This is a genomic window from Mycobacteroides franklinii, from assembly GCF_002013895.1.
GTDB lineage: Bacteria > Actinomycetota > Actinomycetes > Mycobacteriales > Mycobacteriaceae > Mycobacterium > Mycobacterium franklinii.
On the sequence record NZ_MAFQ01000008.1, the window covers coordinates 240,713 to 264,702 of the forward strand.

Genomic DNA, 23,990 nt, shown 5'->3' on the forward strand with positions numbered 1-23,990 from the left:
TGCCGGAGACCGTCACAACGTGACGGATTACGTTGCCAATGATTGCAATTCACGGCTCCTGCGCGGGCAGCGGTGTCCGCGCCACCCCGGCCGTGCCCAACTGCCCGGCAATCCACGGAAACGCCTGCGCGAAGGCCTCCTGTGCGTACGCCCAGTCGTGGTTGCCGGTGCGCCGCACGACCGCACACTCGATGCCCGCGGGCAGCGCCGCCGCGCAGAGCCGACTCGCCGCGATCGGGCCGGTGAACTGCTCCTGCCCTGCCCTGATCTTTGCGGTCGTCGATACGTCCAGCCAGCCCGCCACATCCTGATACCGCCCATGGCTGCGCATCGCCGACAAGGTGTCGAACCGCGCCCATTGAGCCTCGTCGCCGCCGTACAGCCGCTCCACCGTTTGGTCCTTGGTGCCCGCGTTGGGGGAAAGGTCGCCCGCCATGTCGACGAAGGCGTGGAAGAGTTCCGGGTGGGTGATCGTGAGGTCGGCCGCGCAGGTTCCGCCCATCGACCAGCCAACCACACCCCAGTTGCCAGGCCTCGTTCCGAATTCTGAATTCACATATGGAACAACCTCTTTGGTGATGTGATCGGCGACGTTGCCGCGCGGTCCGTCGACACATTCTGTGTCGTTGTTGAACGAACCCCCGGTGTCGACGAAGACCAGCACCGGAGTGACCCCGTCATGCGACTGCGCGAAGCGGTCCATGGCACCGGCCGCGTTGCCCTGGCGTACCCAGTCGGCGGGCGTCGACCACGCCCCGGAGATCATGACGACGACAGGAAGTTGCGGGGTCGCGGGCCGCGCGAACCAGGCGGGCGGCAGATAGACGTACTCGGCGCGGTGATGGAATCCCGAAGCGTCCGAAGGGATATCGACGGGAACGACCCGCCCCGTTGTCGTGGATCCTTTGCCCTTCAGGTCCTGCACCGTCGCCAGGTCGGCCTCGTCGGGCAAGGGGCCGGCGGTCACCGCCGCCCACGCCAAGCGCAACGTGTCGTAGTAGTCGATCCACTGATTGAGCACCGTGGCAGCGGCCAGCAGACACAGCGGCACCGCCAGCATCATCGCGCCCCGCCGTATCCACTGTGTCCGTACCCAGCCCGCGATCAGGACAACCAATGCCACTGCGGCCAAACCGATCCACGTCCACAGCAGGAGCGGTGGCGGGTTGTCGGCCATCCCTTGCGAGGTGATGTACCAGTACGCCGATGAACCCACGGCCACACCACACAGCAGGGCACTGGGCACCCACACCCGGAGCCAGCTCGGTGGCCTGCCATAGAGACCGGCAACCAGTGTCAGCGCGGCCAGAAGCTGAATCGCCACCGGCAGCCAGCCGTGAATAAGCGACGGGCCTGCGTACAGCGGATTGTTTCGCGCATAGGCGGGCAGCTCGGCCAACACCAATGTCCCCGACGGCGGCACGCCCTGATTGTCCCCGCGATTCCTGAAGAACATCCCCGGGCACTCTGGAGAATCGCTGGGAATCAGCCGATCTCGGAGGTGACGGACAATGCGGCCGCTGGTTGCCGGTGCACCTATGCCCGGCCAATAGTGCAGAAATGACGCGGGTTGTCCTGATCGTGCTGTGCGCGCTGCAGGTCACCATGCAGCTCTACGTGTGGATTCCGATCCACGACGCGGTGTCGGCGTCCTACGGCGGGCAGAACATGACGCCCGCCCTGTCCGCGGCACTCTTCGGCTACGCGGCGGGTTTCCTGCTGTTCGGGCCCGTGACCGACCGCTTTGGCCGTCGGCCTGTGCTGCTCGCGGGGGTATCCGTCATGGCCGCTCTGACCTTTCTGGTTCCCTTCGCCCCGACACCCGCGCTGTTCGGCTCGCTCCGCGTGCTGCAAGGTTTCGCCGGAGGCGCGTTCTCGCCGTCCGCGTTGAGTTACCTCGGAGAGGCGCTGCCGCGACGGACGGCGACCACCGCGATCGGCGCGGTATCCACCGCGTACCTGATGGCGGGTGTCCTCGGCCAGGTGATGGCCTCAATCATCACTGACACGTGGGGTTGGCAGTGGCTGTTCCGGGTGAGCGCCGCCGGACTCGCGGTCAATGTCGCGCTCCTGGCGCTCGTCATGCGCGAGGAGCGCAGCGGGGACCCGTCGGCGCGGGTGAGGTCGGGCTTCGCCGCACAAGCTCGCCTACTCACCCGTGCCGATATCGCGGTGCCGCTGGTGGCCGTCTTCGTGCTGATGTTGTCGTTCGTCGCGATGTACACGAGCCTGGCGACTCAGCTGGTGGATGCGTTGCACCTGCCCGAATCCATGGGCACCACGATTCGGCTGGCCGGCATTCCCGGAATGTTGGTGGCCCCGTTTGTCGGGTCATGGGTGGGCAGAGTCGGCACGGAAACCGGGGCGCTGGTGGGTTACCTGCTGGCCGCCGTGGGGCTGACTGTCGAGGCGCTCGGCGCCGAATCGATTCCGGTCATCATCGTCGGCAGCAACATTTTCGTCGCCGGGATCGCGGTCGCCTCCACGGCAATGGTCACCATGTTCGGCGATCGGGCCGCTCCCCGACGCGGTGCGGGTACGGCCCTGTACGGATTCACGGTCTTTCTCGGCGCCAGCTCCGCGCCCTACCTCGCGCGTGCTCTCGGGTTCCGGCCGCTGCTGGGTGCTCTCGTAGTCGCGCTGATCGCTGGCGCGGCCCTCGTGGCCAGCTCACGACGTGCATCCGGGCCGGTCACGGCGACGGTGGACATAAGCACCCAGCCCAGTCCGCTACCATGACCGACGGAGGATTCGCCTAGTGGCCTATGGCGCTCGCCTGGAACGCGGGTTGGGTTAATAGCCCTCAGGGGTTCAAATCCCCTATCCTCCGCCACTGCAGGACCGCATCAAGGAGGGCAATGGCTGCCGGACGCCGGACGGCGACCATCGTTCTGACCAGCAGCCATGCCGCTCTCTCCTTGATCGCGGGACTGCTTTTTTTCTTTTTCGCCCTGCCCCGCTGGCCTGAGCTGAACGGCTCAACCGGCCACACCTTCGGTACGTGGATGCGCATCATCAGCGGCGCGCTGCTGGCGGCCGCGGGCGTACCGGCCCTCGCCGCCTGGCGGCAGACCCGTCGGCCCGAGTTCGCGACGCCACAACTGGCCCTCACGCTGCGTGCCGCCGCCTTCACCGGCAGCTTCCTGGCCGGTGCACTGGTGACCGGAACGGCGATCGCCGAGATCTGGCTGAACCTGGACCGGTTCGGCATCTGGGAGTTCGGGGTGTACGGCGCCGCCGCGGCGATCGGGATCCTGGCGTTCGCGGCCTATCACCTGGCCTTCGTGGCCGAGCGTCCCGCGCCGGAACGCACGCCCCGCCCGGCCAAGAAGAAGCCCGCCACACCCGACTCTGAGGACTCCGAGGACTCTGAGGACACTGAGGACGCTGAGGTCCCGGACACCAAGGACACTGAGGCCCCCGAGGACACCGACGCGGACGAGGCCGTCGCGGCCGAAGACGCCGAGAACACCGACCTCAAGGACGAAGAGACCCCGGACGCGGAGGGCAAGGACGAGGACACCGTGAAGAAAGTTCTCGAACCGGCCCGCGGCCTGCGCAACCGTCGCACCCGACGGTCCTAACTCGCGTCCTTACCTCGCGCCGACAGGACGAGAACCGAACCGTCATTGGGTGCGAACGCCTTGACCTCCCAGCCACCCTTGTCGGTCTTGGTGGACAACATCCGGTCAAGCTCATCGCTGCGCTCGAACTGCGCGGTGGACGGCACCCCGGCATCGAGGGTCTTCCACAGGCGTGGCCTGGATGCGAGCACCATGCTCGAACGGAAGGGCGCCACGTACGCGGCCAGCTGCTGCGGCGGCATCTCGATGATCGCGTCCACCCAATACGTGGTGTCGGGGCCGGGCAGGGGCTCGTCACTGAAGAAGCCCTGCACCCACTCACCGGTAACCGGCTTGGGCAGCTTGGGGAAACGCTGCTCCAGCGGGTCCGAGTCGTAGCGAACCGGCGACGCGCCGGTCTGTTGCGGTGTGTAGGACATCTGGGTGGACCCAGCCTTATCCCATAACGAACAACCACTCACCGTGAACAGCGCGACGGCGCAGGCCGCCGCCCAATGTCTCATTACTGCACGGTACCGGCCCGTAAGCGTTTGGTAGCGAGTACCCAAATCGCCACCGCAAGAAACAGCAACGGATAGAGCGCCGTGTCGAAGACTCTTTCCGCGCGCGACATGTGCGCGATGACCGCGTCCCAGCCGGTGATGTAGGACTCGAAATCAGGATTCAGCCGCATCGCGCGCACATAGAGTCCCAGATACCACCACATGGACACGAGCAGCGCGATCACGGCGGACGCCGCGGCCCACTGCCACCGGGCCCTGCCCTTCGTCGTCAGAATGTGGTTGACCAACAACACCATCAGCGGAACCGTCCACACCCAATGGTGAGTCCACGCCAACGGCGAGACCACGCAGCCGACCATCCCAACGACGATGACCGCGAGCAGCTCGTGGCCCGCCGAATGCGCGCGCCACGCGGCCGCCATTCCCCACAGGGCGGCGCAGCCGGCGAGTAGAACCCACAACCAGGTCGGCATCTGCTGCGGCGTGTAGATATTCGCCAGGACGCCGCCTATCGACGAGTTGGCCGGATGGTCCAGCGAGCCGATATGGCCCGTCGTCCGCACCGCACCCAACCAATAGTCGGACGAATCAGAGGGCAGCACAATCCATCCCAGTAGCACGGTGCCCATGGCCGTCACCATCGCCGCTGACGCGGCGCGCCATTGTCGAGTGATCAGCAGGTACGGAACGAAGATGACGGCCGTCAGTTTGACACCCGCGGCGACACCCACCGACCAGCCGCGCCACCGGGCCCCTTCGGGTCGGGTGAGATCCCAGATGATGGGTGCGGCCAGTACGAGATTCACCTGCCCCTGCCACAGGGTGCCGTGGATCGGCTGAATATCCCAGGCCACCAAGTTCATTCCCGCGCACGCGACAGCCAGGGGCGCATTCGCGGAGTATCCGAGCACCCGCCAGCAGCGCCAGATGATGGCGAACAGGGCCACCAGATTTATCAAGAACCAGATGACCTTCGCAGCTCCCAACGACACAAAACCCAATGGCGCGAAGATCATTGCCGCGAACGGGGTATAGGTGAACCATCCTGCATCCGGTATCTCGTTGGCGTACAACGGTTCACCGTGCAGAACCCGCAGACCTCCGAACCGGTAGGTCATCAGATCGCCACCGTTGGTGAACAACCCGAAGCTGTTCGGGGCGTTCAGCGGTATCAGCCAATGCTGCAGCAGCACGGCCACAAGTCCGGCCGCCAACCACACACCAGCCGCCCGCCACGACATACTGCGGACTGTCACTACTGCTTCCTATCGGTATCCCGGGACGGCTGAACGCGTTTCGGTTCTCCCGGCATCTTCGGGTAGTTCGGCGGATACGGCATATCCCCCAATCCGTCCGCCTCGTCCCGTTCTACCATCTCAAGCAGCGGCTCGATCGACTGCGGTGCATCATCCATCTCCGCCATGGGGTCCGGTCGTTTCCGCAGCAGATCGGGCACGGTAGCGATGGTGAAATCATCGGGTTCGGCGTCCACCAGTTCTTCCCACGTCAACGGCGTGGATACGGTGGCGATGGGCGTGCGCCGCACCGAGTACGCCGATGCCATGGTGCGATCACGCGCGTTTTGGTTGAAGTCGATGAAGATGCGCTCCCCGCGTTCTTCCTTCCACCACGAGGTGGTCACCTGCTTGGGCGCGCGACGTTCCACCTCGCGCGCCAGCGCGATCCCGGCCCGGCGCACCTCGATGAAGTCCCAACGGGCCTCGATACGTAGGTAGACGTGGATGCCGCGACCGCCGGATGTTTTCGGGTAGGCGACAAACCCCAGCTCGTCCAGTAGCGGGCGCAACACCTCGAGCGCAACCGACTTGGCTTCGTCGAAACCGGTTCCCGGCTGCGGGTCCAAATCAATGCGCAGCTCGTCGGGATGATCCAGATCGGGGAAACGAACCTGCCAGGGGTGCAGCGTCACCGTGCCCATCTGCGCTGCCCATACGATCGCGGCGGGCTTGGTCACCCGCAGCACCTCCGCGGTGCGACCAGAGGGAAAGGTGACCTCACAGCTGTCCAGGTACTCCGGATAGTGCTTCGGCAGCCGTTTTTGGTAGATCTCTTCGCCGTCGATGCCGTCGGGGAAACGCTGCAGATGTGTGGGGCGGTCGCGCACCGCGTTCATCATCGGACCGACAGCCACTGTGCGGTAGTACTCGGCGAGGTGGCGTTTGGTGCCACCCTCGGCTCCCAACTGGGGGAAGTACACCTTGTCAGGGTTGCTCAGCCGGACGGCGATGCCGTCGACATCCAGTTCCTCGGCGGGCGTGGGCATTACCGTCATCATATGGGAATGGACCTGCCCGTCATGCCTCCTATCGCGCCAATGCTCGCAAAACCTGTCGCAAAAATCCCGGCCGACGCCTCCTATGAGCCCAAGTGGGATGGGTTCAGGTCGATCGTGTTTCGTGACGGCGACGAGGTAGAGCTGGGCAGTCGCAACGAGAAGCCCCTGACCCGGTACTTCCCCGAGTTGGTGGCGGCAATTCTTGCCGAGCTGCCCCAGCGATGCGTCGTCGACGGCGAGATCGTGATCGCCACCGATGCGGGGCTGGATTTCGAGGCGCTGCAACAGCGGATTCACCCGGCAGATTCGCGGGTGCGGCTGCTCGCCGAGCAGACACCCGCCTCCTTCATCGCATTCGACCTGCTGGCGCTGGGTAACGAGGATTACACGGCCCGGCCGTTCAGCGAGCGGCGTGCCGCGCTGACCGAGGCACTGTCCGGTGCCGGGAACTCCATTCACCTCACCCCCGCGACCACCGACCAGACCCTGGCGCAGCACTGGTTCGAGAAGTTCGAGGGGGCCGGTACCGATGGGCTCATCGCGAAACCGTTGGCGATCCCCTATCAACCCGACAAGCGCGTGATGTTCAAGATCAAGCCCGAACGGACCGCCGATTGCGTTGTCGCGGGGTACCGGTTACACAAATCGGGCGACGACACCATCGGGTCGCTGCTGCTGGGCCTGTATCAGGACGACGGCGTGTTGGCATCGGTCGGCGTAATCGGCGCTTTCCCCATGGCCGAACGCAAGCGCCTCTTCCAGGAACTGCAACCACTGGTCACCTCCCTCGACGGGCACCCGTGGAACTGGGCCGCGCACGAGGCGGGCGAACGCACACCGCAGAAGAACGCGGGCTCTCGGTGGAATGCCGGCAAGGACCTGTCCTTCGTCGCGCTGCGCCCCGAGCGGGTGGTGGAGGTGCGCTACGACCACATGGAGGGCGTGCGGTTCCGGCACACCGCCCAATTCAACCGCTGGCGCCCGGATCGCGATCCGCATTCCTGCACCTACGAGCAGCTCGAACGACCAATCGCGTTCAGTCTCAACGATATTGTGCCGGGCTTGGTGTGACGGATGAGCGCTTGCGCGAAGACCATATGACGGGTGCGGGGCGGTTCGCACCGAGCCCCTCGGGCGACCTGCACATAGGAAATCTACGGACGGCATTGTTGGCATGGCTGTTCGCGCAGTCGAGCGGGCGCCGGTTCCTGATGCGAGTGGAGGACCTCGATACCCGGACCAACTCCGCGGTGGCGCAGCGCCAGCTGGCCGACCTCGCCGCGATCGGTGTGCGGTGGGAGCTGCCCGTGATGTGGCAGTCCGATCGGACCACCGCCTACGGAGAGGTGATCACCTCGCTAGACTCTCGCGACCTACTGTACGAATGTTATTGCAGCAGAAAAGACATCGCCCAAGCCCCGACGGCACCACACTCACCGCCGGGCGCGTATCCGGGCACCTGCCGCGAGCTGCCGGAATCCGAACGAAAGCAACGGCGCGCCGCGCGCCCGCCCGCACTACGACTGCGCACAGAAAACTCGTCATTCACCGTGCACGACCTGCTACACGGTGAATACACCGGCCTCGTCGATGATTTCGTGGTGCGCCGCGGTGACGGTGTGACCGCCTACAACGTCGCGGTGGTGATCGACGACCAGGAGCAGGGCGTCGATCAGGTGGTGCGTGGCGACGACCTGTTGGCCTCCGCGCCGCGGCAGGCCTATCTGGCCGCGCTGCTGGGCTATCCGGTGCCGACATACGCCCATGTCCCATTGGTTCTCAATACCGCGGGGGCACGGTTGGCCAAACGCGATGGCGCGGTGACCCTCGCCGATCTCGGTGCGGATCGGGCGTTCGCGTTGATCTGTGATTCGCTCGGGTACCGGGCCGCCGACGCCGCCGATCTGCTGAGCCAGTTCGATTCCGGGCGCATCCCGCGTGAGCCCTGGATATACCCGGGCTGATTCGAAGCGACCTGAAGGCGGCCGAATCGTGTTAGCCTCCCGCGGTGCTTCGTGCCGTCATGCTTGCGCTTCTCGCACTGGTGGCGGTAGCCGGTTGCGCGGCCCCGGCACAGGAACCGTTACGCGTCGGCACCGAGGGCGTGTACGCGCCGTTCAGCTTTCACGACGGGCGCACCGGGGAGTTGACGGGCTACGACGTGGATGTGGCTCGCGCCGTCGGTGAGAAACTGGGCCGCCCGGTGGAGTTCGTGGAGATCCCCTGGGACGCGATCTTCGCCGGATTGGACGCCGAACGGTTCGACATCGTCGCAAACCAAGTCACGATCACCCCGGCACGCAAAGCCAAGTACGACCTGTCCACGCCCTACGCCATCGGCGAGGGCGTGATCGTCACCCGCGCCAACGACGACACCATTCACGGCCTGGCCGATGTCCGAGGCAAGGTGGCCGCCGAGAACGCGACGAGCAACTGGTCGCAGATCGCCCGCGACGCCGGCGCCCGGGTGGAGACGGTCGAGGGCTTCACCCAGTCCATCACCCTGCTGAGCCAGGGCAGGGTCGACGTCGTCATCAACGACAGCATCGCCGTCTACGCCTACCTAGCCAGCACCGGCGATCCGGCCGTGAAGATCGCCGGGACCACCGGACAGCGCAGTGAGCAGGGGTTCGCGGCCCGGAAGAACAGCGGCCTACTACCCGACCTCGACAGGGCGCTGGATCAGCTGGCGGCCGACGGCACATTGACCCGCATCTCCCAGAAATACCTGAAGGCCGATGCCAGCGGAACAACCAAAACCGAAGCAGGCCAGAACGATTCCAGTGAGGTCAGATCCAACACTCAGTTGGTACTGGACAATCTGTGGCCGATGGCACGCGCCATGGTCACCGTCACCCTGCCGCTGACCGCCATCAGTTTCGTGATCGGACTGGTGATCGCCCTCGGGGTGGCGTTGGCCCGCATGTCGGATCATCGCGTGCTATCCGGCCTCGCCCGCATCTACATTTCGATTATTCGCGGTACGCCGCTGCTGCTTCAGCTGTTTCTGATCTTCTTCGCACTGCCCGAGTTCGGAGTGAAGATCAGTCCCTTCCCCGCCGCCGTTATCGCGTTCAGCCTCAACGTGGGCGGCTATGCCGCGGAAATCATCCGCTCGTCCATCCTGAGCATTCCGCGCGGGCAGTGGGAGGCCGCCTCCAGCCTGGGCATGAGTTACAGCACCACGTTGTGGCGCATCGTCATTCCGCAGGCCAGCCGGGTCGCGGTGCCGCCGCTGTCGAACACGTTGATCTCGCTGGTGAAGGACACCTCGCTGGCATCGGCGATCCTGGTGACCGACGTGATGCGCACGGCGCAGGTCGCCGCCGCACCGACCTTCCAGTTCTTCACGCTTTACGTCACCGCCGGGGTCTACTGCTGGATCGTCTGCATGGCGATGTCGGTGGTACAGGACCGGCTGGAACAGCGTCTGGAGAAGTCGGTCGCGCGCTAGGCGATGCTCACCGGAAGATCGGCGAGCCCGCGCAGCGTGACATTCGGCCGGTAGGTGGGCTCACCCATCAGCCGGGCTTCCGGGAACCGAGCGGTGATCGAACTCAACGCCAGCTTGGCCTCCAGCCGGGCCAGCGGAGCACCCAGACAAAAGTGTGGTCCGTGCCCGAAGGCCAGGTGTTTGATCTCGGCACGGTCGGGGTTGAAGACGTCCAAGTCGGGACCGACCTCCGGATCACGTTGTGCGGCAGCGAGCATCAACAGCACCCACTCGCCGCTCGGCAGTGTGAAGTCGCGAATGGTCATGTCCCCGTCGGCGACACGGGCCACCATGTGCACCGGCGGGTCGTAGCGCAGCGCCTCTTCGACAACCAGTGGTGCGCGATCAGCATTCTGCCCCAACAGTTTCCACTGCTTTGGATCACGCAGCATCGCCAGCGACGCGTTGGCGATCAGGTTGACGGTGGTCTCGTGTCCGGCAATGAGCAGCAGGGTGCAGGTGGAGATGATCTCCTCCTCGGTGAGCTGATCACCGGCCTCCTCCACCTGGATCAGCGCGGACAGCAGATCGTCACCAAGATTGCGCCGCCGGGCCGCGATGAGGTCGATGAAGTAGTCCCACATCCAGTGAGCGGCCTGGAACCGTTCGTCCATGTTGGCCGGAGACTGTCCGGTCAACGCGTACACCGGGTCCAATCCCTGGGAGAGAAGCGCCGAGGCCCTGCCGAATTCCGGCTCGTCTTCGATGGGGACCCCCAGCATGCGGCAGATCACCGCGACGGGCAGCGGATAGGCGAAATCCGTGACCAGATTGAAGGTTCCGCGCCGGGCGAGGTTCTCCACCAGCTGATCCACCAGGGCCTGGATGTCTCCCGCCATCGCGTTGATCACCTTGGGGGCGAATGCCTTCGAAGCCAACTTACGTAACCGAGTGTGATCGGGGGCGTCCAGCCCCAAGAACGAGGGCCTGCCGACCAGATTGGGATTCTGGGCAAGCTGTCGTTGGACGATCTTCGACTTACGGCGGTCCGATGACGCCTGCGGGTGGCGCAGCACCGCGTTGCAGTCCGCGAAGGTCGCCAGCACACTCACTGCCATACCGGGCGGATGCACCGGACCGGTCTGCGTCTGCTCGACCAACTGGCCGTAGACGGGGTACGGATTCGCACGATTGGCCGGGTCGAGCACCTGAAGAAGCAGGGTGCCCGGATCGGTCGTAGTAGGCATGCGTCCAGTGTGCGTTGAGATTCTGAGATCCGCCTGAGGCAACGGCGTCCGGCCGCCGGAATTTAACCGTAGTAGCGGCCCAACGTGTCGTCCCGCAGCTCGTCGAAGCGCCCGTCCACGATGCTGGCGCGGATGCGGTCGACCAATCCAATGGTGAACCGCTCGTTGTGGATAGTGGCCAAGGTAGAGGCCAAGATCTCCTTGGCCTTGAACAGATGGTGCAGGTACGCCCGCGTGTAATGCGCGCAGGTGTAGCAGTCACATTCGGCGTCGATGGGGGTGAAGTCCCGGCGATACTTGGCGCCGGTGATGTTGACCCGACCATCGCGGGTGTAGACGGCGGCGTTGCGCGCGACCCGTGACGGGGACACGCAATCAAAGGTGTCCGCCCCCGCCGCGACCGCCGCGAAGAGGTCGTCGGGCTCACTGATCCCGAGGAGATGGCGCGGCTTGTGTTCGGGTAGTTCGGATGTCACCCAGCCGACGATGGTGCCGAGATTCTGCTTCTCCAGCGCGCCGCCGATGCCGTAGCCATCAAAGCCGCGATCCCCGCTGCTCACGAGGGATTCCAGTCCCCGCGCGGCCTGGCGCCGAAGATCCTCGTACTGCGCGCCCTGCACCACACCAAACAACGCCTGATACGGCTTGTCGGCGCGCTCACGCGTCAACTTCTCGTGCTCGTCCAGGCAGCGCTGCGCCCACTCGTGGGTGCGCTGTACCGAATCCTCCTGATATTCACGGGTATTGATCAAGGTGGTGAGTTCGTCGAAGGCGAACATGATGTCGGCGCCCAGCTGATGCTGGATCTGCATGGACACCTCTGGAGTGAACCGATGTGTGGAACCGTCCAGATGCGAGGTGAAGGTCACCCCGTCGTCATCCACGTGGGCGAGCTTGTCCTTGCCTGCGATCACATGGTCATCAGCACGCGCTCTGTCGACGTCCATCGCCATCACCTTGCGCGCCCCGGAACCCAGCGAGAGCACCTGGAACCCGCCGCTGTCGGTGAATGTCGGCCCGGGCCAGTTCATGAAGGCGCCCAGTCCGCCGGCCTCGTCCACAATGTCGGGTCCAGGCTGCAGATAGAGGTGGTAGGCGTTGGCAAGCACCGCCTGGGCCCCGAGCGCGGCCATGGTTTCCGGCAGAACCGCCTTGACGGTGGCCTTGGTTCCGACGGCGATGAAGGCCGGGGTCTGGATGTCACCGTGCGGGGTATGAATGACACCTGCCCGGCCCGCAGTCCCGGGCAAGGTGGCGTCGATGGAGAAGTACTGGTCAGTCATCGGAGGCTATTTTGCCCTGGGCGCGTCGCGCGCCCGGCGTTCGGCTCTTCGCCCAAGCGGCTCATCATCGTCGTAGGCTCGGCTGATGACAACGATGTCGGATCTTCTCGCGCTGGAACAGGGCACCACCACTGCAGAGGCCTTGGTCTTCTTCGACAATTTGGAGCCCGTGCGATCCGAAGAGTTGATCGGCCAGCGCTGGCATGGCGGTGAGGTGCCTACCGGGCATTCGATGGACGGCATCCTGACTGTGTCGGGCTGGTACGGCAAGCAGTTCGACGATGTCGATCATGTGCATCCGCTGCTTTTCAGCCTTGGTGGTGGCGATATCTTCGCGGTCGACCCGATGCTGGCGCCGATGGGACTCGCGGGCCGGATCAGTGGGCTGACTGAGTCCCCGATGGTCAAACGCACGTCGCCGACCGCACTGGCCGCGCTCAAACCGCTGATCCGGACCAACAAGCATCGCGCCCGTCTGCGCAACATCGAGTTCCGCGGCGCCGTCAGTGCGGCCATGGTCTACGACCACAAGGCGATCATCGACCACTTCCGCAAGGTCGACGACGCGACGCTGCTGGGCATCATGGATCTGCGCGATATGGACCAGCCCTACTTCTTCACATTGCGCCGAGACTGAGCGCTGGCGCCGCGCAGCGCCTACGCTGCCCGCGTGAGGGCGTCGAAATGATCTTGTTCGAGCGATCTTTCGCCTACCCGCCGCAGCAGGTGTGGCGGGCGATGGTCGATCCAGACCTGTGGTCCCTGCAGACCGATGGGTTCCGACCGGAGGTCGGTTGCCAGTACCGGATCACTCATCCGGCCATCATGGGCACCCGACTGCTCGGCACCGGTGACTGCACCGTCGTCGCCGCGGATCCGGGTGAGCTGCTGGCCGTCGACTTCGTGGGCGCGGTGCGCGAAGGCAATCCGGCCCGCTGGACCATCAGCCACCGCCTTACCGCTGAGGACGGCGGCACCCTTCTCACGACGTATCTCGACGGGGTCGATATCAATGATCACTCCGAGAAGGTGCTCCTGCGCGTCGTCACCGACAGCACGGCGCGGTCATTACACGTGCTACAGGAGATGTTGAGTGGGCGCACCGCCCGCTAATACGTGCTGTACTTGTACCAGGACAGATCAAAGGGGGGGTATGTTCACCAAACTCGCTGTCGGCGTCGCCGTCGCGGTGTCCGTCGTCGTAACCGCACCGACCGCAACAGCTGATGAGGACAGTTGTCGGCAGTACTATGCGATTCTCCCGCAGCTCACGCAGGCTTCCGCCACATTCCATGAGGAGCGCCAGGGCGTTGGCGACCGTGAGCTCATTGGCAAACTACTCGACGGCGGGTTATCACCTCGCCTGGTGAAGGATTGGGCGGACATGCTGAACCAGCACGCCATCATTTTCACGATGGCGCAGGGCCGGGTATCCGACATCGACGTGATCACTGCCATGTTTGATCAGCGCAATGCGTTGAACGAGATGACCGTCAGCTTGGACTCTCGCGGTCAAACAGACCTGGCCGCTCCCGCCCCACCAGAAGTTCGCTCTCGGCTGGAGAAGAGCTTTTCCCACGGAGCCTCCGCCAACTCCCGCCTGCAACAGCTATGCCCCGCAGGATGAGCGGCGCTCGGCCGAAAAACGCCCCCTGATCTGCTCTAGCAGTCAGAGGGTAATGGCGGTGGCGGAGGGATTTGAACCCTCGGACGGGGGTTACCCGTCACACGCTTTCGAGGCGTGCTCCTTAGGCCGCTCGGACACGCCACCGCCGAGAAGACTACAGGCAGCAAGGCCCTATCCCCCAATCGGTTGGCCCAGCTATCCGGGACGACCCCCGCGCCACCACGGGTGAAGGTGCTATATCGCGCCACCGACCGGCAGTGTTAGCAACACACCGTCCATATGCGTGAGATTGCATGACTGACAGAGAACTCCCAGCGCCCTCTACGAATACAGCGGCGCTGCTCTCAGGAATGTGGCTTTCCATCTTGCTTGTGCAGGTTCTCGTTGACATCGCAGCGGCCGCCCCGTCGGGGCGGGCGGATGCTGCGCGGCGGTCAAACGCCACGACGAGGTCGGTACGGCAGAGATCGACACAATCAAGATTGGAAGGCCCTGACCAATGAAAATCCTCGTAGGAATCGCGGCGTCCGCAGCCATCGCGGCCGGCGGACTCGGCCTGGCGGCCACAGCCAACGCGGCGCCCGCCATACCCGCACCCACTTACCACTGGTGCCCGGGCGAGTTCTGGAACCCCATCTGGGGATTCAACTGGGAATTCGGAGAGTGCCACGACGACTGGCACCGCGATCGCGATGGCGACCGGCATGACCGCGACTGGCGCGGCGACGACCGTGGCGACTGGCACGACCATGACCGCGGCGACTGGCACGACCACGATCGTGACTGGAGGCCGTAGCCGCATCTAGCCCACAAACAATCCCGCCCACCGGCACGCCCGGTGAGTGAGATTGTTTGCTGTTTGACGCCTTTCCGTGATCAAGAGTGCTCGTCGTATGCATGAAATTGCATGACTAACAGCGTATTTACAGCATTCTGTACGAATAGAGGGTTCGTATTGCCAGTTAGCAATGTTTTGCTGTTCCCGTGAAAATCCTCGTTGGAATTGCCGCATCCGCTGCCATCGCCGCGAGTGGGCTCGGGTTGGCTGCCACCGCCAGCGCCGCACCTGCTCCGGCCCTACCTGCTCCCGCCTACCACTGGTGCCCGGGCGAGTTCTGGAACCCCATCTGGGGATTCAACTGGGAAGGGGGCGAATGCCATGACGACTTCCACCGCGACCGTGACGGAGACGACCACGGGCGTGACTGGCACGCCGATGATCATCGTGACGACCGAGGACCCGATCGCGGGCCCGACCACGGTAACGACTGGCACCGGTAAAGCCCCCTAAATACGGCCCGTCCGGCGCGAGACCCCGACCCCCGATCGCGCCGGGCGGGTCACTTACCTTTTCGCGGCGAAGAACTCCTCCAGCAGCGCCGCGCATTCCTTCTCCAATACCCCGCCGCGCACTTCGGGACGATGCGATTGACGACGATCTCGCACCACGTCCCACAGCGATCCCACGGCTCCGGTCTTGGGTTCCCAGGCCCCGAACACGACCCGGCCCACCCTGGCAAGAACCAGGGCCCCGGCGCACATGGTGCAGGGCTCGACGGTCACCGCCAGCGTCGCACCCTCCAGCCGCCAGCCGTCACCATGCTTGGCAGCGGCCTCCCGTAGCGCCAGAACCTCCGCGTGTGCGGTCGGATCGCCAAGGCGTTCACGCGCATTCGCAGCACGAGCAAGTTCTGTTCCGTCGGCGGCGTAGATCACCGCACCGATCGGCACATCCTCCGCACCGGCCTCACCCGCCGCGACCAGCGCGGCGCGAATCAGCGATTCATCGTCTGGGAATGTCAACGATCCAGCTTGTCGAGCACCGCACCGAACTCATCGGCGAAGCCCATGCGGGCCGCGATCATGCCGAGTTGTTCGTCGGGGTAGAGATCGCTCTCGCTGAGGATCACGCTGAGCACCGGCTCGGGCAGCCCGATATCGGAAAGCAAGCCCAGATCGCCTTCCTCCCAGGGATCGACCTCGTCGAGCTCATCAGGATCGAGCTCCGGGACCGGCACATTCAGTCTGTCGAGCACCTCGACAGCGATGTCGTAATCGATGGCCGCCGTGGCGTCGGAGATCAGCAGATGCGTTCCCGAGGGGGCCGGCCGAATGATGATGAAGAATTCCTCGTCAACATCCAGCAAACCGAAGACCGCACCGGCGCTACGTAATTCACGCAGCTCGGTCTCGGCAGCCGCCAAATCGGTGAGCGCTCCGGCCTTCAGCGATGTCACCCGCCAGCGGCCTTCCTCGCGCACGACGGCTACGCCGAAGCCCTCCAGGCTCTCGGCACTGGGCCCTACGGCCTTTGCGCGCTGTGCGTCCATGGGCAATACGGTAGTGCCACACACCGTGTTGTGACCACAATCCATTTGGTCACGTATGCAAACCTGATGGAGTGAACGCCGCCGAACACGACCACCAACGCCCCCCGATCTGCGTACTTGGCCTCGGACTCATCGGTGGCTCCCTCGTGCGCGCGGCCACCGCCGCAGGGCGGCACGTCTGGGGATACAACCGCTCCGCCGAGGGCACTGACGCCGCACGTGCCGCCGGCTACGACGCCACCGCCGACCTGGACCTGGCGCTGCGGCGAGCCCGCAATGCCCAGGCTCTCATCGTGCTCGCGGTGCCGGTGCCGGCCCTGTCACCACTGCTCACCCGCATCGCGGAACTGGCTCCGGAGTGTCCAATCACCGACGTCACCAGCGTGAAATCCGCTGTACTGCAAGAAGTATCGGCACACGGATTGACGGCGCGATTCGTCGGGGGCCACCCCATGGCGGGAACGACCGAATCCGGCTGGAACGCCGGGAACGCAAAGCTTTTCCACGACGCGACCTGGGTGGTCAGCGTCGACGACGGTGTCGATCCGCACGTGTTCGCGCAGGTGACCCAGCTGGCGCTGGACTGCGGATCCGTCGTGGTTCCGGCGCGCTCCGACGAGCACGATTCGGCCGCGGCAGCTATCTCGCACCTGCCGCACCTACTCGCCGAGGCGCTCGCCGTCACCGCCGACGGGATCCCCCTGGCCTACTCGCTGGCCGCCGGATCATTCCGGGACGGCACCAGGGTTGCCGCCACAGATCCATCGTTGGTGCGCGCCATGTGCGAATCGAACCCACATGGCGTGCTGCCGGCCCTGGAAGAGGCCATGGCGCTGCTGGCGGCGACCTGGAACACCTTGAATGCCGAAGACTCGGTAGAGCTGCTGGTGGAGGCCGGGTACGCCGCGCGGCAGCGATACGAGGCACACAAGCGGTTCGATATCACCGGCATCAGCCGACAGGACGCCGACTGGCGTGAACAGCTGACCGAAGCGGGTCGTGCCGGAGGCGTGCTGCGGAACGTGCCCTAGATGCGGATGGCGAGTCCGGGGTACTCCAGCAGAAATCCCTCGTCATCCACGGTGACGGTGGTGTCGGCGACCGGTGAGACCACCTTGATGCCCTTGCCGTCGTTGCGGTAGCTGATGGTGGCGGGACTGACCGCCAGATCCGGCAGGGTCACGTACACAACCGGCAGTACAGCACTGCCTTCCTGCTGGTAGAGGCCCGTCCGGCGAATCGGCAGTGCGTTGAAGAAGGGGCTGAACACCACATCGACGTCCAGCGCGCCGTCAAACGTGGCGCGCGTCGCACCCTCATGGTTCTGCACCGTCCACATGCCCTCTTCGTCCCGGGCGATCGACAGCTGGCGTTCCCGCTCGGCGACCGTGGTGGACAAGGACAGCCGATTGGTGGAGCCGGTCTCGTCGGTGACCAGGTCGTATGAAGCACTGAACGCCGGGTGGGCGTCGGACGCACCGGCCACGAAACGGCCGTGCGCACGGATACGCCGACCAGATAGTTGGACCCTGGTGGATTCCATGCGCGATGCGTCGTGAGCCCGCCAGGTCAGCACGGCAGGCCCAGTCGCCTCGGGGGTATTCACCCGTCTACCGTAGGCGACCGCGCAAATTGGGTTCCTCTTGAGCCCCTACCACCCGAACTGACCCGGCCGGCGCCGGCGGTAAGGGCGGCAACGGTCCGCAGCCGTCCGGTCCCCGGCGCCGAGAGCCACACCGCGAAAGCAAGGAACGCATCGAGCAGCAGGGCCAACGCGGTGACCATGATGGCACCGACCAGGGCCAGGTGGAATTGCCGAACCTTGATGCCGTCGATGAGATACCGGCCGAGCCCGCCAAGGCTGGCGTAGGCAGCGACAGTGGCGGTCGCGACGATCTGCAATGTCGCCGTCCGCAGCCCGGACAGCATGAGCGGCAGCGCATTGGGCACCTCGACGCCGAACAGCACTTGGCGTTCGGTCATGCCCATGGCCCGGGCCGCCTCCACCACCGTGCGGTCCACGTTCGCGACACCCGAATAGGTTCCCGCCAGCAGCGGCGGCACACCCAACAGCAGCAACGCCACCGTCGGCGGCAGCAGGCCCAGACCCCACAGCAGCACACCCAACAGCAGCACACCCAGTGTCGGTAACGCCCGAAGCGCGTTCACCGCGCTCACCACCAGGAAGGTGCCACGACCGGTGTGTCCGATGAACAGACCCATCGGCACGGCGATCACCACCGCCGCCAGCACCGCGATCACGGTGTACTCCAGGTGTTCGCCGATCCTTATTCCCAGGCCGCTGCTGCCGGTCCAATGGGACGCGGTGAATATGTAGCCGAGCGCGTCGGAGAGAAAATTCACGCGGCACCAACGGCCTTCGTCGCCCTGGTCCATGGTGTGGCAGCGCGCCCGAGGATCACCAGCAGCGAATCCACGATGACGGCCAGCAGAAAGATCGCGACGATCCCCGCGACGATTTGGCTGCTCTTGTTGGCCTGGTACCCCTCGGTGAACCAGGTGCCCAGCCCGCCGATGCCAATCACCGAACCCACCGAGACCATCGAGATATTCGTGACGGCAACCACTCTCAAGCCCGCAACCAATACCGGTATGGACAGCGGTAACTCGACCCTGACGAGGCGGGCCAAGGGACGGTATCCCACCGCGGTGGCCGCGTCGCGCACGTTCGGCGCGATCGCGTCGAGCGCCTCCGGTACCGCACGAATGAGCAGCGCAGTCGTGTAGAGAGTCAGCGCCACCATCACGTTGGCCTCGTCGAGTATCCGGGTCGGGATGATCAGCGGCAACGCGACGAACAGCGCCAGTGAGGGGACGGTGAATACGATGCTGGCGATCACCGTCGTCACCCGCCGCACCATCCGGTGCCGGTGAATCAGTGCGCCACAGGGGATCGCGATGGCCAGGCCGATGAGAATCGGTACCAGCGACAGCCGCAAGTGAATCATCGACAGCTGCCACGCGTCGCCGAGATGGGTGAAGAGATAGCGCATATCACCGCTGACCGTTACGGCGTTGACGGTCCAGCGCCACCAACACATCGTCACCCCGGACACCGCCACGTACCCGCCCATCAGCGCCGATCGCCACACCCAGCCCACACGGCGAAGACAACGCAGCATCGAGCGCCTGCCGCAGCGTCCCGTCCGGACCGAATAGCGACCCGCCCGCAATTACGCTGTCGTACAAAGACTTCCCCGATCGGTATACATCCACCCCGGCGTCGTCCATCCACCCGAACGGAGTGCCGTCGGGATTGCAGACAAGCACCCAGTCGCCCGGCGCAACGATCAGGTCACCGATCTGCGACTCCAGAACCTGCCTGACCCCGTACAACGGCACCTCACCCGCGTCGCGGAACTGCAGACCGCGATAGCCGCGATCGCGCCCGATGAATCCGGCCACGAAATCACTTGCCGGGTTGGATAACACACGCTCGGGTTCGTCGTACTGCTGCAGCACACCGCCGGGCCCGAAGACCGCCACCTTGTCCCCAAGTTTGATTGCCTCGTCGATATCGTGTGTGACGAAGACGATGGTCTTGTTGAGCTCGGCCTGCAGTCGCTGCATCTCGGCCTGCAGGTCATCGCGTACGTTCGGGTCAACGGCGCTGAAGGGTTCGTCCATCAACAGGATCGGTGGGTCCGCCGCCAACGCACGTGCCACACCGACGCGCTGCTGTTGCCCACCGGACAGCTGCGCCGGATACCTGGTGGCCAACTGAGGATCGAGGCCCACGCGTTCCAGCACTTCGAGTGCGGACTTGCGCGCGGTGCGCCGGGATTCACCACGCAACACCGGAACCGTCGCCACGTTGTCGATGACACGCTGATGCGGCATGAGACCCGCGTTCTGGATGACGTATCCGATGCCCAACCGCAATTTGACGGGATCCACCGTCCTGACGTCGGCGCCGTCGACCGTCAGGACACCCGAAGTGGGGTCGGTCATCCTGTTGATCATCCGCATCGAGGTGGTCTTCCCGCACCCCGAAGGCCCCACGAATACCGTGAACGATCCCTTGTCCACGTGCATGCTGAGATCGTCGACCGCCGTGGTCCCATCGGGATACTTCTTGGTGACATTCTCAAAAGTGATCACGCGATCAATTGCCCATCGGTTTGTCGAAGCCCTTGTCCGTCAACCATTTTTGCGCAGCTTGCTTGGGGTCGACGCCGTTGTTGCCGGACACGGCGGCGTTGAGCGTGGTGAGGTCCTCGGTGGTCAGTCGCGCCGACAACGCGTCGAGCACCTTCTTCAACTTGTCGGACTTCTTCTGCGCGTTGACCAATGGCACCACATTGCCGGCCGGGAAGGTGAACTTGGGATCGTCCAAGACCACCAGATCATGCTCGGCAATAGCCGGCGACGTACTGAAAATATTGGCCGCGGTGATGGTCCCGTCCAACAACGCCTTGACCGTCGCCGGGCCACCGCCATCGCTGATCGCGACGAAGCGTGATTCCGGGATGTCCAACCCGTAATTGGCCTTGAGTCCGGCCAGTCCGACGCTGCGGTGCAAGAACTCCGAGGGTGCACCCACCGTCACCTCCCCCGAATGCCCGGCAAGGTCGGCGATGGAGTGCAGATTCCACTTGTTCGCGGTCGCTCTGGTGACGCACAACGTGTCGGCATCCGATGCCGGCGACGGAGTCAGGATGTCCAGGTCGCCGTCCAGCTTGCGCACGAGCGCAAGCTCAACGTCATCGGGTTTGGTAGCGGTGGCCGCCGGGTCGAAGTAGCGCAGCAGATTTCCGGTGTAATCGGCGATGAGGTCTATCGAATGGTCTTTGACCGCCGGAACGTACGTTTCGCGGCTACCGATGCCCAACTGCCTGGTGATCTGAAAGCCGTTGGTCTGCAATATCTGCGCGTACAGCTCGGCCACGGTCTTCGACTCCGGGAAATCCGCCGAACCGACGATCAACGTGTTGAGATCACCCGAAAGCGGGCCTCCACCCAGGGGATTGGCGCTGCCACAGCCGCCGACGACAACCACCGCCATGACGGCAGCGAACAATTGTGCGGCCCTGCGCATCCTTCGACACTAACCGGGCAACCGGCGCCTCGCCCGGCTTTACCGTCAGGAAGATTCCGGTGGCTAACCAGAAGAGTCGGCGGATCCGGCGCTCTCGCCGGGCCCTGCCAGCAGTTCTGGCAAATATTTGATCACTGCGTCCGCCTGCTCGTCGGGAAGCAACTGACGCGCGAGCATGTTCGCTCCGATGATCATGAACATGGTGGCGTTGGCTCGATCCTGCGCCTCCCGCTCATCGATCTCCGGGCATTGCGCACGCATCACCTTCGACAGCAGTTCCGCACCCGTCGCACCGAAGCTTCCCCACAGAGCCTGCCCTAGTTCAGGATCGGTGCGCATCTGACCGAGCAGCGCAGGAGCTGCCGCGATGACATCGGGCCGCTCGAACAGTTCCGCTGTGTACGTGCAGGATTGACGAACCCAATCGCCGACTCCCGCCGCAGCGCTCATCTCCCGGGTGGGGGCAGTCCACCCGAACACCGCCTCGAACACCAGGTGGGCACGGGAGGGCCACCGGCGATACAGCGCGGGCTTACCAACGCCGGCACGTTCGGCGATCGCAACCATGGTGGTCGCCTCCCATCCCTGCTCCACCAAAAGCTCGCGCGCGGCAGCAAGCGCCTTGACGTCGATATCGGAGCTGCGGCGCCGGCCCCTACCCAGAGGTAACTCGTCGGTACTCATTGCAAATATCGTAACACTGTGTAACGTTGAGGCGTGGGTCACAGACAGAAGGGCGGCCAATGACAGGACTTCTTTCCGGAAAAACGGTGGTGATATCCGGTGTCGGCACCGGATTAGGGCGCGAGGTCGCGCTGAAGGCACACCAGGACGGCGCGAACGTCGTGCTCGGCGCCCGAACCCAGGAGAACCTGGAAAAACTGGCCACCGAACTCGACGACACCGGCGGCACCGCCGCCTGGGCCGTCACCGACATCAACGACGCGTCGGCGTGCCAGGGCCTCATCGATACCGCCGCCGAGAAATTCGGCGCAGTGGACGCACTGGTCAACGTCGCGGCCAAGGAGGATGTGTTCGGCGGAATCGAGGGCGCAGATCTGGCGCAGTGGCAGGCGATGCTCAACACCAATGTCGTCGGCACCCTGCAGCTCGTTCAGGCGGCCGTGCCGGAACTGAAGAAGAACGGTGGATCGGTGGTCTTCATCGGTTCGCAATCGGCCTTCCACCCGCAGCTGCCCCAATCCGCGTACGCGACATCCAAGGGCGCGCTTCAGAACGCGATGTACCAGCTGGCCAAGGAGCTTGGGCCGCACAAGATTCGTCTCAACATGGTGGTACCGACCTGGATGTACGGGCCGCCCATCCAGCTGTACATCGGTCTGGTCGCCCAGCAGCGCGGCATCACCCAGGAGGAAGTGCTGGCGGAACTGACGGCCAAATTCCCCCTGGGTGAGATGCCCGCCGACGAGGACGTCGCCGATGCCGTGGTGTTCTTCGCCTCCGACCGGGCCCGGATGGTGACCGGGCAGACCCTATTCGTCAACGCAGGAGAGTATTTCGCATGAGTGACAAGTATCCCGTTATCGTCTGGGGCACAGGGGTTGTCGGCAAGTTGGTGATCCGCGAACTCCTGGATCATCCGGTCTTCGAACTGGCCGCCGTCCTGGTGCACGATCCGGCCAAAGACGGCGTGGACGTGGGAACCTTGGTCGACAGTCATCCGATCGGACTGGCGGCCACCACCGACATCGACGCCGCACTGGGTACCGAGGGCACCGTCGCGTACTTCGGGCCGACCGCGCAATACGCCCTGGAGAACATCGACAACATGTCTCGCGCACTACGCAGCGGGCACAACGTCGTCTCCACGGCGATGACCCCGTGGGTGTATCCGCAGGTGTGTCCGCCAGAGATGCTCGCCGATATCAACCAGGCCTGCGAGGACGGCCAGACATCCTGTTTCACCACAGGAATCGACCCCGGCTTCGCCAACGACCTGTTCCCGATGACGCTGCTCGGCGTGGGCGGGCGCGTGGATTCTGTACTGGTACAAGAGCTTCTGGACTATCAGTACTATAACGGCGATTTCAGCACACCGATGGGCCTGGGTGCACCTATGGACCAGCAGGCGGTGCTGGAGATCCCCGAGGTGCTGATCCTGGCATGGGGCCACACCATTCCCATGATCGCCGACGCCGTCGGCGTGAAACTCGACAAGATCGACACCGTCTACGAAAAGTGGGCCACTCCAACCGAGATCGCTTACGGGGCCGAGCCCAATACCGGAACCATCGCTGCGGGGCATTGCGCTGCCGTGCGTTTCGAGATTCGCGGCTGGGTGGGTGGGAAGCCCAAGATCATCATCGAGCATGTCAATCGGATCACCAACGACACCGCTCCACATTGGCCGCGGGCACAGTCCGTCGACAATGACGCGTACCGCATTGAGATCAAGGGCAGCCCGAACATCACCCAAGAGACCGTCTTCCGCGACGAACGCTCCGGTGACGGCGCCATCGGCGGCTGCCTGGCCACCGGGATGCGAGCGATCAACGCCATACCAGCGGTTATCGACGCTAAGCCGGGATTCCTGACGCCACTGGATCTTCCGTTGATTGCAGGCCAAGGCACTATCCGCGGTTGACCTGCGCTGAGTGCCGTCTTTTC

27 protein-coding genes and 2 tRNA genes are annotated in these 23,990 nt (G+C 64.6%); 14 read left to right on the top strand and 15 right to left on the bottom strand.

Annotated elements, in window-relative coordinates:
* Nucleotides 1-49: 49 nt before the first annotated feature.
* Nucleotides 50-1,456, bottom strand: a complete 1,407-nt coding sequence (locus tag B4393_RS15620) for an alpha/beta hydrolase (RefSeq protein WP_078334844.1) — start codon at nucleotides 1,454-1,456, stop codon at nucleotides 50-52.
* A gap of 104 nt (nucleotides 1,457-1,560) precedes the next feature.
* Here B4393_RS15620 and B4393_RS15625 point away from each other — a divergent pair, with 104 nt between their 5' ends.
* From B4393_RS15625 to B4393_RS15635, 3 genes are all read left to right on the top strand, one after another.
* Nucleotides 1,561-2,739 (top strand): MFS transporter, encoded by a 1,179-nt coding sequence (locus B4393_RS15625; protein ID WP_078334845.1) that lies wholly within the window; start codon nucleotides 1,561-1,563, stop codon nucleotides 2,737-2,739.
* A 5-nt stretch (nucleotides 2,740-2,744) separates the two neighbouring features.
* A tRNA-Ser gene (locus tag B4393_RS15630) sits at nucleotides 2,745-2,833 on the top strand.
* A gap of 25 nt (nucleotides 2,834-2,858) precedes the next feature.
* Complete coding sequence (locus B4393_RS15635; protein ID WP_078334846.1) at nucleotides 2,859-3,584, top strand: hypothetical protein; 726 nt, start codon at nucleotides 2,859-2,861, stop codon at nucleotides 3,582-3,584.
* Here B4393_RS15635 and B4393_RS15640 read toward each other — a convergent pair.
* From B4393_RS15640 to ligD, 3 genes are read right to left on the bottom strand one after another with little or no spacing between them, the layout of a single operon-like run.
* Nucleotides 3,581-4,087: a hypothetical protein gene (locus B4393_RS15640; RefSeq protein WP_078334847.1), complete on the bottom strand. Its 507-nt coding sequence runs from the start codon at nucleotides 4,085-4,087 to the stop codon at nucleotides 3,581-3,583. The genes B4393_RS15635 and B4393_RS15640 overlap by 4 nt on opposite strands.
* Complete coding sequence (locus tag B4393_RS15645; RefSeq protein WP_078334848.1) at nucleotides 4,087-5,343, bottom strand: glycosyltransferase 87 family protein; 1,257 nt, start codon at nucleotides 5,341-5,343, stop codon at nucleotides 4,087-4,089. Before B4393_RS15645 ends, B4393_RS15640 begins: the two co-directional genes overlap by 1 nt.
* Nucleotides 5,343-6,371, bottom strand: coding sequence for a non-homologous end-joining DNA ligase (ligD, locus tag B4393_RS15650; protein ID WP_078334849.1), 1,029 nt, complete (start codon nucleotides 6,369-6,371; stop codon nucleotides 5,343-5,345). Before ligD ends, B4393_RS15645 begins: the two co-directional genes overlap by 1 nt.
* Nucleotides 6,372-6,389: 18 nt before the next feature.
* On the opposite strand from ligD, the gene B4393_RS15655 reads away from it, so the two are divergent.
* Genes B4393_RS15655 through B4393_RS15665 form a run of 3 tightly spaced genes read left to right on the top strand, consistent with a single transcriptional unit; the run spans nucleotide 6,390 to nucleotide 9,837 of the window.
* Nucleotides 6,390-7,454: an ATP-dependent DNA ligase gene (locus B4393_RS15655; protein ID WP_078334850.1), complete on the top strand. Its 1,065-nt coding sequence runs from the start codon at nucleotides 6,390-6,392 to the stop codon at nucleotides 7,452-7,454.
* A gap of 26 nt (nucleotides 7,455-7,480) precedes the next feature.
* A complete protein-coding gene (gluQRS, locus tag B4393_RS15660) occupies nucleotides 7,481-8,347 on the top strand; it encodes a tRNA glutamyl-Q(34) synthetase GluQRS (RefSeq protein ID WP_078334925.1) in 867 nt (288 codons plus the stop codon).
* A gap of 44 nt (nucleotides 8,348-8,391) precedes the next feature.
* Nucleotides 8,392-9,837: an ABC transporter substrate-binding protein/permease gene (locus B4393_RS15665; protein WP_109558228.1), complete on the top strand. Its 1,446-nt coding sequence runs from the start codon at nucleotides 8,392-8,394 to the stop codon at nucleotides 9,835-9,837.
* On the opposite strand, the gene B4393_RS15670 is transcribed toward B4393_RS15665, so the two are convergent.
* Nucleotides 9,834-11,063: a cytochrome P450 gene (locus B4393_RS15670; protein ID WP_078334851.1), complete on the bottom strand. Its 1,230-nt coding sequence runs from the start codon at nucleotides 11,061-11,063 to the stop codon at nucleotides 9,834-9,836. The two genes, B4393_RS15665 and B4393_RS15670, sit on opposite strands and share 4 nt — an antisense overlap.
* 62 nt (nucleotides 11,064-11,125) lie before the next feature.
* Nucleotides 11,126-12,346, bottom strand: a complete 1,221-nt coding sequence (gene tgt, locus B4393_RS15675) for a tRNA guanosine(34) transglycosylase Tgt (RefSeq protein ID WP_078334852.1) — start codon at nucleotides 12,344-12,346, stop codon at nucleotides 11,126-11,128.
* Nucleotides 12,347-12,431: 85 nt separating this feature from the next.
* Between tgt and B4393_RS15680 the strand changes: the two genes are divergently transcribed.
* From B4393_RS15680 to B4393_RS15690, 3 genes are read left to right on the top strand one after another with little or no spacing between them, the layout of a single operon-like run.
* Complete coding sequence (locus B4393_RS15680) at nucleotides 12,432-12,983, top strand: DUF4334 domain-containing protein (RefSeq protein WP_078334853.1); 552 nt, start codon at nucleotides 12,432-12,434, stop codon at nucleotides 12,981-12,983.
* A 47-nt stretch (nucleotides 12,984-13,030) separates the two neighbouring features.
* Entirely contained in the window at nucleotides 13,031-13,459 is a 429-nt protein-coding gene (locus tag B4393_RS15685; protein ID WP_078334854.1) for an SRPBCC family protein, read from the top strand.
* 40 nt (nucleotides 13,460-13,499) lie between these two features.
* On the top strand, nucleotides 13,500-13,973 hold the full coding sequence (locus tag B4393_RS15690) for a hypothetical protein (protein WP_078334855.1): 474 nt from the start codon (nucleotides 13,500-13,502) through the stop codon (nucleotides 13,971-13,973).
* A gap of 53 nt (nucleotides 13,974-14,026) precedes the next feature.
* Here the strand turns inward: B4393_RS15690 and B4393_RS15695 are convergent.
* Nucleotides 14,027-14,117, bottom strand: a tRNA-Ser gene (locus tag B4393_RS15695).
* Between the two features lie 355 nt (nucleotides 14,118-14,472).
* Here B4393_RS15695 and B4393_RS15700 point away from each other — a divergent pair.
* Both B4393_RS15700 and B4393_RS15705 read left to right on the top strand, forming a co-directional pair.
* Entirely contained in the window at nucleotides 14,473-14,769 is a 297-nt protein-coding gene (locus B4393_RS15700; RefSeq protein WP_078282010.1) for a hypothetical protein, read from the top strand.
* A gap of 188 nt (nucleotides 14,770-14,957) precedes the next feature.
* The gene (locus B4393_RS15705; protein WP_078334856.1) at nucleotides 14,958-15,254 is read left to right on the top strand and encodes a hypothetical protein; all 297 of its coding nucleotides are present in this window, start codon (nucleotides 14,958-14,960) and stop codon (nucleotides 15,252-15,254) included.
* A gap of 63 nt (nucleotides 15,255-15,317) precedes the next feature.
* Here B4393_RS15705 and B4393_RS15710 read toward each other — a convergent pair whose 3' ends face one another.
* Complete coding sequence (locus B4393_RS15710) at nucleotides 15,318-15,776, bottom strand: nucleoside deaminase (RefSeq protein WP_078334857.1); 459 nt, start codon at nucleotides 15,774-15,776, stop codon at nucleotides 15,318-15,320.
* Nucleotides 15,773-16,303, bottom strand: a complete 531-nt coding sequence (locus tag B4393_RS15715) for a tRNA adenosine deaminase-associated protein (protein WP_070937473.1) — start codon at nucleotides 16,301-16,303, stop codon at nucleotides 15,773-15,775. The genes B4393_RS15710 and B4393_RS15715 overlap by 4 nt, the downstream gene beginning before the upstream one ends.
* A gap of 71 nt (nucleotides 16,304-16,374) precedes the next feature.
* Between B4393_RS15715 and B4393_RS15720 the strand changes: the two genes are divergently transcribed.
* Nucleotides 16,375-17,334: a prephenate dehydrogenase gene (locus B4393_RS15720; RefSeq protein WP_078334858.1), complete on the top strand. Its 960-nt coding sequence runs from the start codon at nucleotides 16,375-16,377 to the stop codon at nucleotides 17,332-17,334.
* Here the strand turns inward: B4393_RS15720 and B4393_RS15725 are convergent.
* The 6 genes from B4393_RS15725 to B4393_RS15750 form a co-directional block, all read right to left on the bottom strand.
* The gene (locus B4393_RS15725) at nucleotides 17,331-17,879 is read right to left on the bottom strand and encodes a putative glycolipid-binding domain-containing protein (protein ID WP_070939095.1); all 549 of its coding nucleotides are present in this window, start codon (nucleotides 17,877-17,879) and stop codon (nucleotides 17,331-17,333) included. The two genes, B4393_RS15720 and B4393_RS15725, sit on opposite strands and share 4 nt — an antisense overlap.
* 26 nt (nucleotides 17,880-17,905) lie before the next feature.
* Nucleotides 17,906-18,667, bottom strand: coding sequence for an ABC transporter permease (locus tag B4393_RS15730; RefSeq protein ID WP_078334927.1), 762 nt, complete (start codon nucleotides 18,665-18,667; stop codon nucleotides 17,906-17,908).
* Nucleotides 18,664-19,317, bottom strand: coding sequence for an ABC transporter permease (locus tag B4393_RS15735; RefSeq protein ID WP_078334859.1), 654 nt, complete (start codon nucleotides 19,315-19,317; stop codon nucleotides 18,664-18,666). Before B4393_RS15735 ends, B4393_RS15730 begins: the two co-directional genes overlap by 4 nt.
* Before the next feature lies 1 nt (nucleotide 19,318).
* On the bottom strand, nucleotides 19,319-20,425 hold the full coding sequence (locus B4393_RS15740; protein WP_078334860.1) for an ABC transporter ATP-binding protein: 1,107 nt from the start codon (nucleotides 20,423-20,425) through the stop codon (nucleotides 19,319-19,321).
* Between the two features lie 4 nt (nucleotides 20,426-20,429).
* Nucleotides 20,430-21,362 (bottom strand): ABC transporter substrate-binding protein, encoded by a 933-nt coding sequence (locus B4393_RS15745; RefSeq protein ID WP_078334861.1) that lies wholly within the window; start codon nucleotides 21,360-21,362, stop codon nucleotides 20,430-20,432.
* Nucleotides 21,363-21,425: 63 nt separating this feature from the next.
* Entirely contained in the window at nucleotides 21,426-22,046 is a 621-nt protein-coding gene (locus tag B4393_RS15750; protein ID WP_078334862.1) for a TetR/AcrR family transcriptional regulator, read from the bottom strand.
* Between the two features lie 59 nt (nucleotides 22,047-22,105).
* Between B4393_RS15750 and B4393_RS15755 the strand changes: the two genes are divergently transcribed.
* Both B4393_RS15755 and B4393_RS15760 read left to right on the top strand, forming a co-directional pair.
* Nucleotides 22,106-22,888, top strand: a complete 783-nt coding sequence (locus tag B4393_RS15755; protein WP_078334863.1) for an SDR family oxidoreductase — start codon at nucleotides 22,106-22,108, stop codon at nucleotides 22,886-22,888.
* Entirely contained in the window at nucleotides 22,885-23,967 is a 1,083-nt protein-coding gene (locus tag B4393_RS15760) for an NAD(P)H-dependent amine dehydrogenase family protein (RefSeq protein WP_078334864.1), read from the top strand. The genes B4393_RS15755 and B4393_RS15760 overlap by 4 nt, the downstream gene beginning before the upstream one ends.
* Nucleotides 23,968-23,990 lie beyond the last annotated feature (23 nt).

Coding starts and splice junctions, on each gene's coding strand:
- B4393_RS15700 (WP_078282010.1), top strand. CDS start 14,473: ATGAAAATCCTCGTAGGAATCGCGGCGTCCGCAGCCATCGCGGCCGGC.
- B4393_RS15620 (WP_078334844.1), bottom strand. CDS start 1,456: ATGTTCTTCAGGAATCGCGGGGACAATCAGGGCGTGCCGCCGTCGGGG.
- B4393_RS15745 (WP_078334861.1), bottom strand. CDS start 21,362: ATGCGCAGGGCCGCACAATTGTTCGCTGCCGTCATGGCGGTGGTTGTC.
- B4393_RS15680 (WP_078334853.1), top strand. CDS start 12,432: ATGACAACGATGTCGGATCTTCTCGCGCTGGAACAGGGCACCACCACT.
- B4393_RS15750 (WP_078334862.1), bottom strand. CDS start 22,046: ATGAGTACCGACGAGTTACCTCTGGGTAGGGGCCGGCGCCGCAGCTCC.
- tgt (WP_078334852.1), bottom strand. CDS start 12,346: ATGACTGACCAGTACTTCTCCATCGACGCCACCTTGCCCGGGACTGCG.
- gluQRS (WP_078334925.1), top strand. CDS start 7,481: ATGACGGGTGCGGGGCGGTTCGCACCGAGCCCCTCGGGCGACCTGCAC.
- B4393_RS15635 (WP_078334846.1), top strand. CDS start 2,859: ATGGCTGCCGGACGCCGGACGGCGACCATCGTTCTGACCAGCAGCCAT.
- B4393_RS15655 (WP_078334850.1), top strand. CDS start 6,390: ATGGACCTGCCCGTCATGCCTCCTATCGCGCCAATGCTCGCAAAACCT.
- ligD (WP_078334849.1), bottom strand. CDS start 6,371: ATGCCCACGCCCGCCGAGGAACTGGATGTCGACGGCATCGCCGTCCGG.
- B4393_RS15735 (WP_078334859.1), bottom strand. CDS start 19,317: ATGCGCTATCTCTTCACCCATCTCGGCGACGCGTGGCAGCTGTCGATG.
- B4393_RS15690 (WP_078334855.1), top strand. CDS start 13,500: ATGTTCACCAAACTCGCTGTCGGCGTCGCCGTCGCGGTGTCCGTCGTC.
- B4393_RS15640 (WP_078334847.1), bottom strand. CDS start 4,087: ATGAGACATTGGGCGGCGGCCTGCGCCGTCGCGCTGTTCACGGTGAGT.
- B4393_RS15685 (WP_078334854.1), top strand. CDS start 13,031: ATGATCTTGTTCGAGCGATCTTTCGCCTACCCGCCGCAGCAGGTGTGG.
- B4393_RS15755 (WP_078334863.1), top strand. CDS start 22,106: ATGACAGGACTTCTTTCCGGAAAAACGGTGGTGATATCCGGTGTCGGC.
- B4393_RS15760 (WP_078334864.1), top strand. CDS start 22,885: ATGAGTGACAAGTATCCCGTTATCGTCTGGGGCACAGGGGTTGTCGGC.
- B4393_RS15715 (WP_070937473.1), bottom strand. CDS start 16,303: ATGGACGCACAGCGCGCAAAGGCCGTAGGGCCCAGTGCCGAGAGCCTG.
- B4393_RS15670 (WP_078334851.1), bottom strand. CDS start 11,063: ATGCCTACTACGACCGATCCGGGCACCCTGCTTCTTCAGGTGCTCGAC.
- B4393_RS15625 (WP_078334845.1), top strand. CDS start 1,561: ATGACGCGGGTTGTCCTGATCGTGCTGTGCGCGCTGCAGGTCACCATG.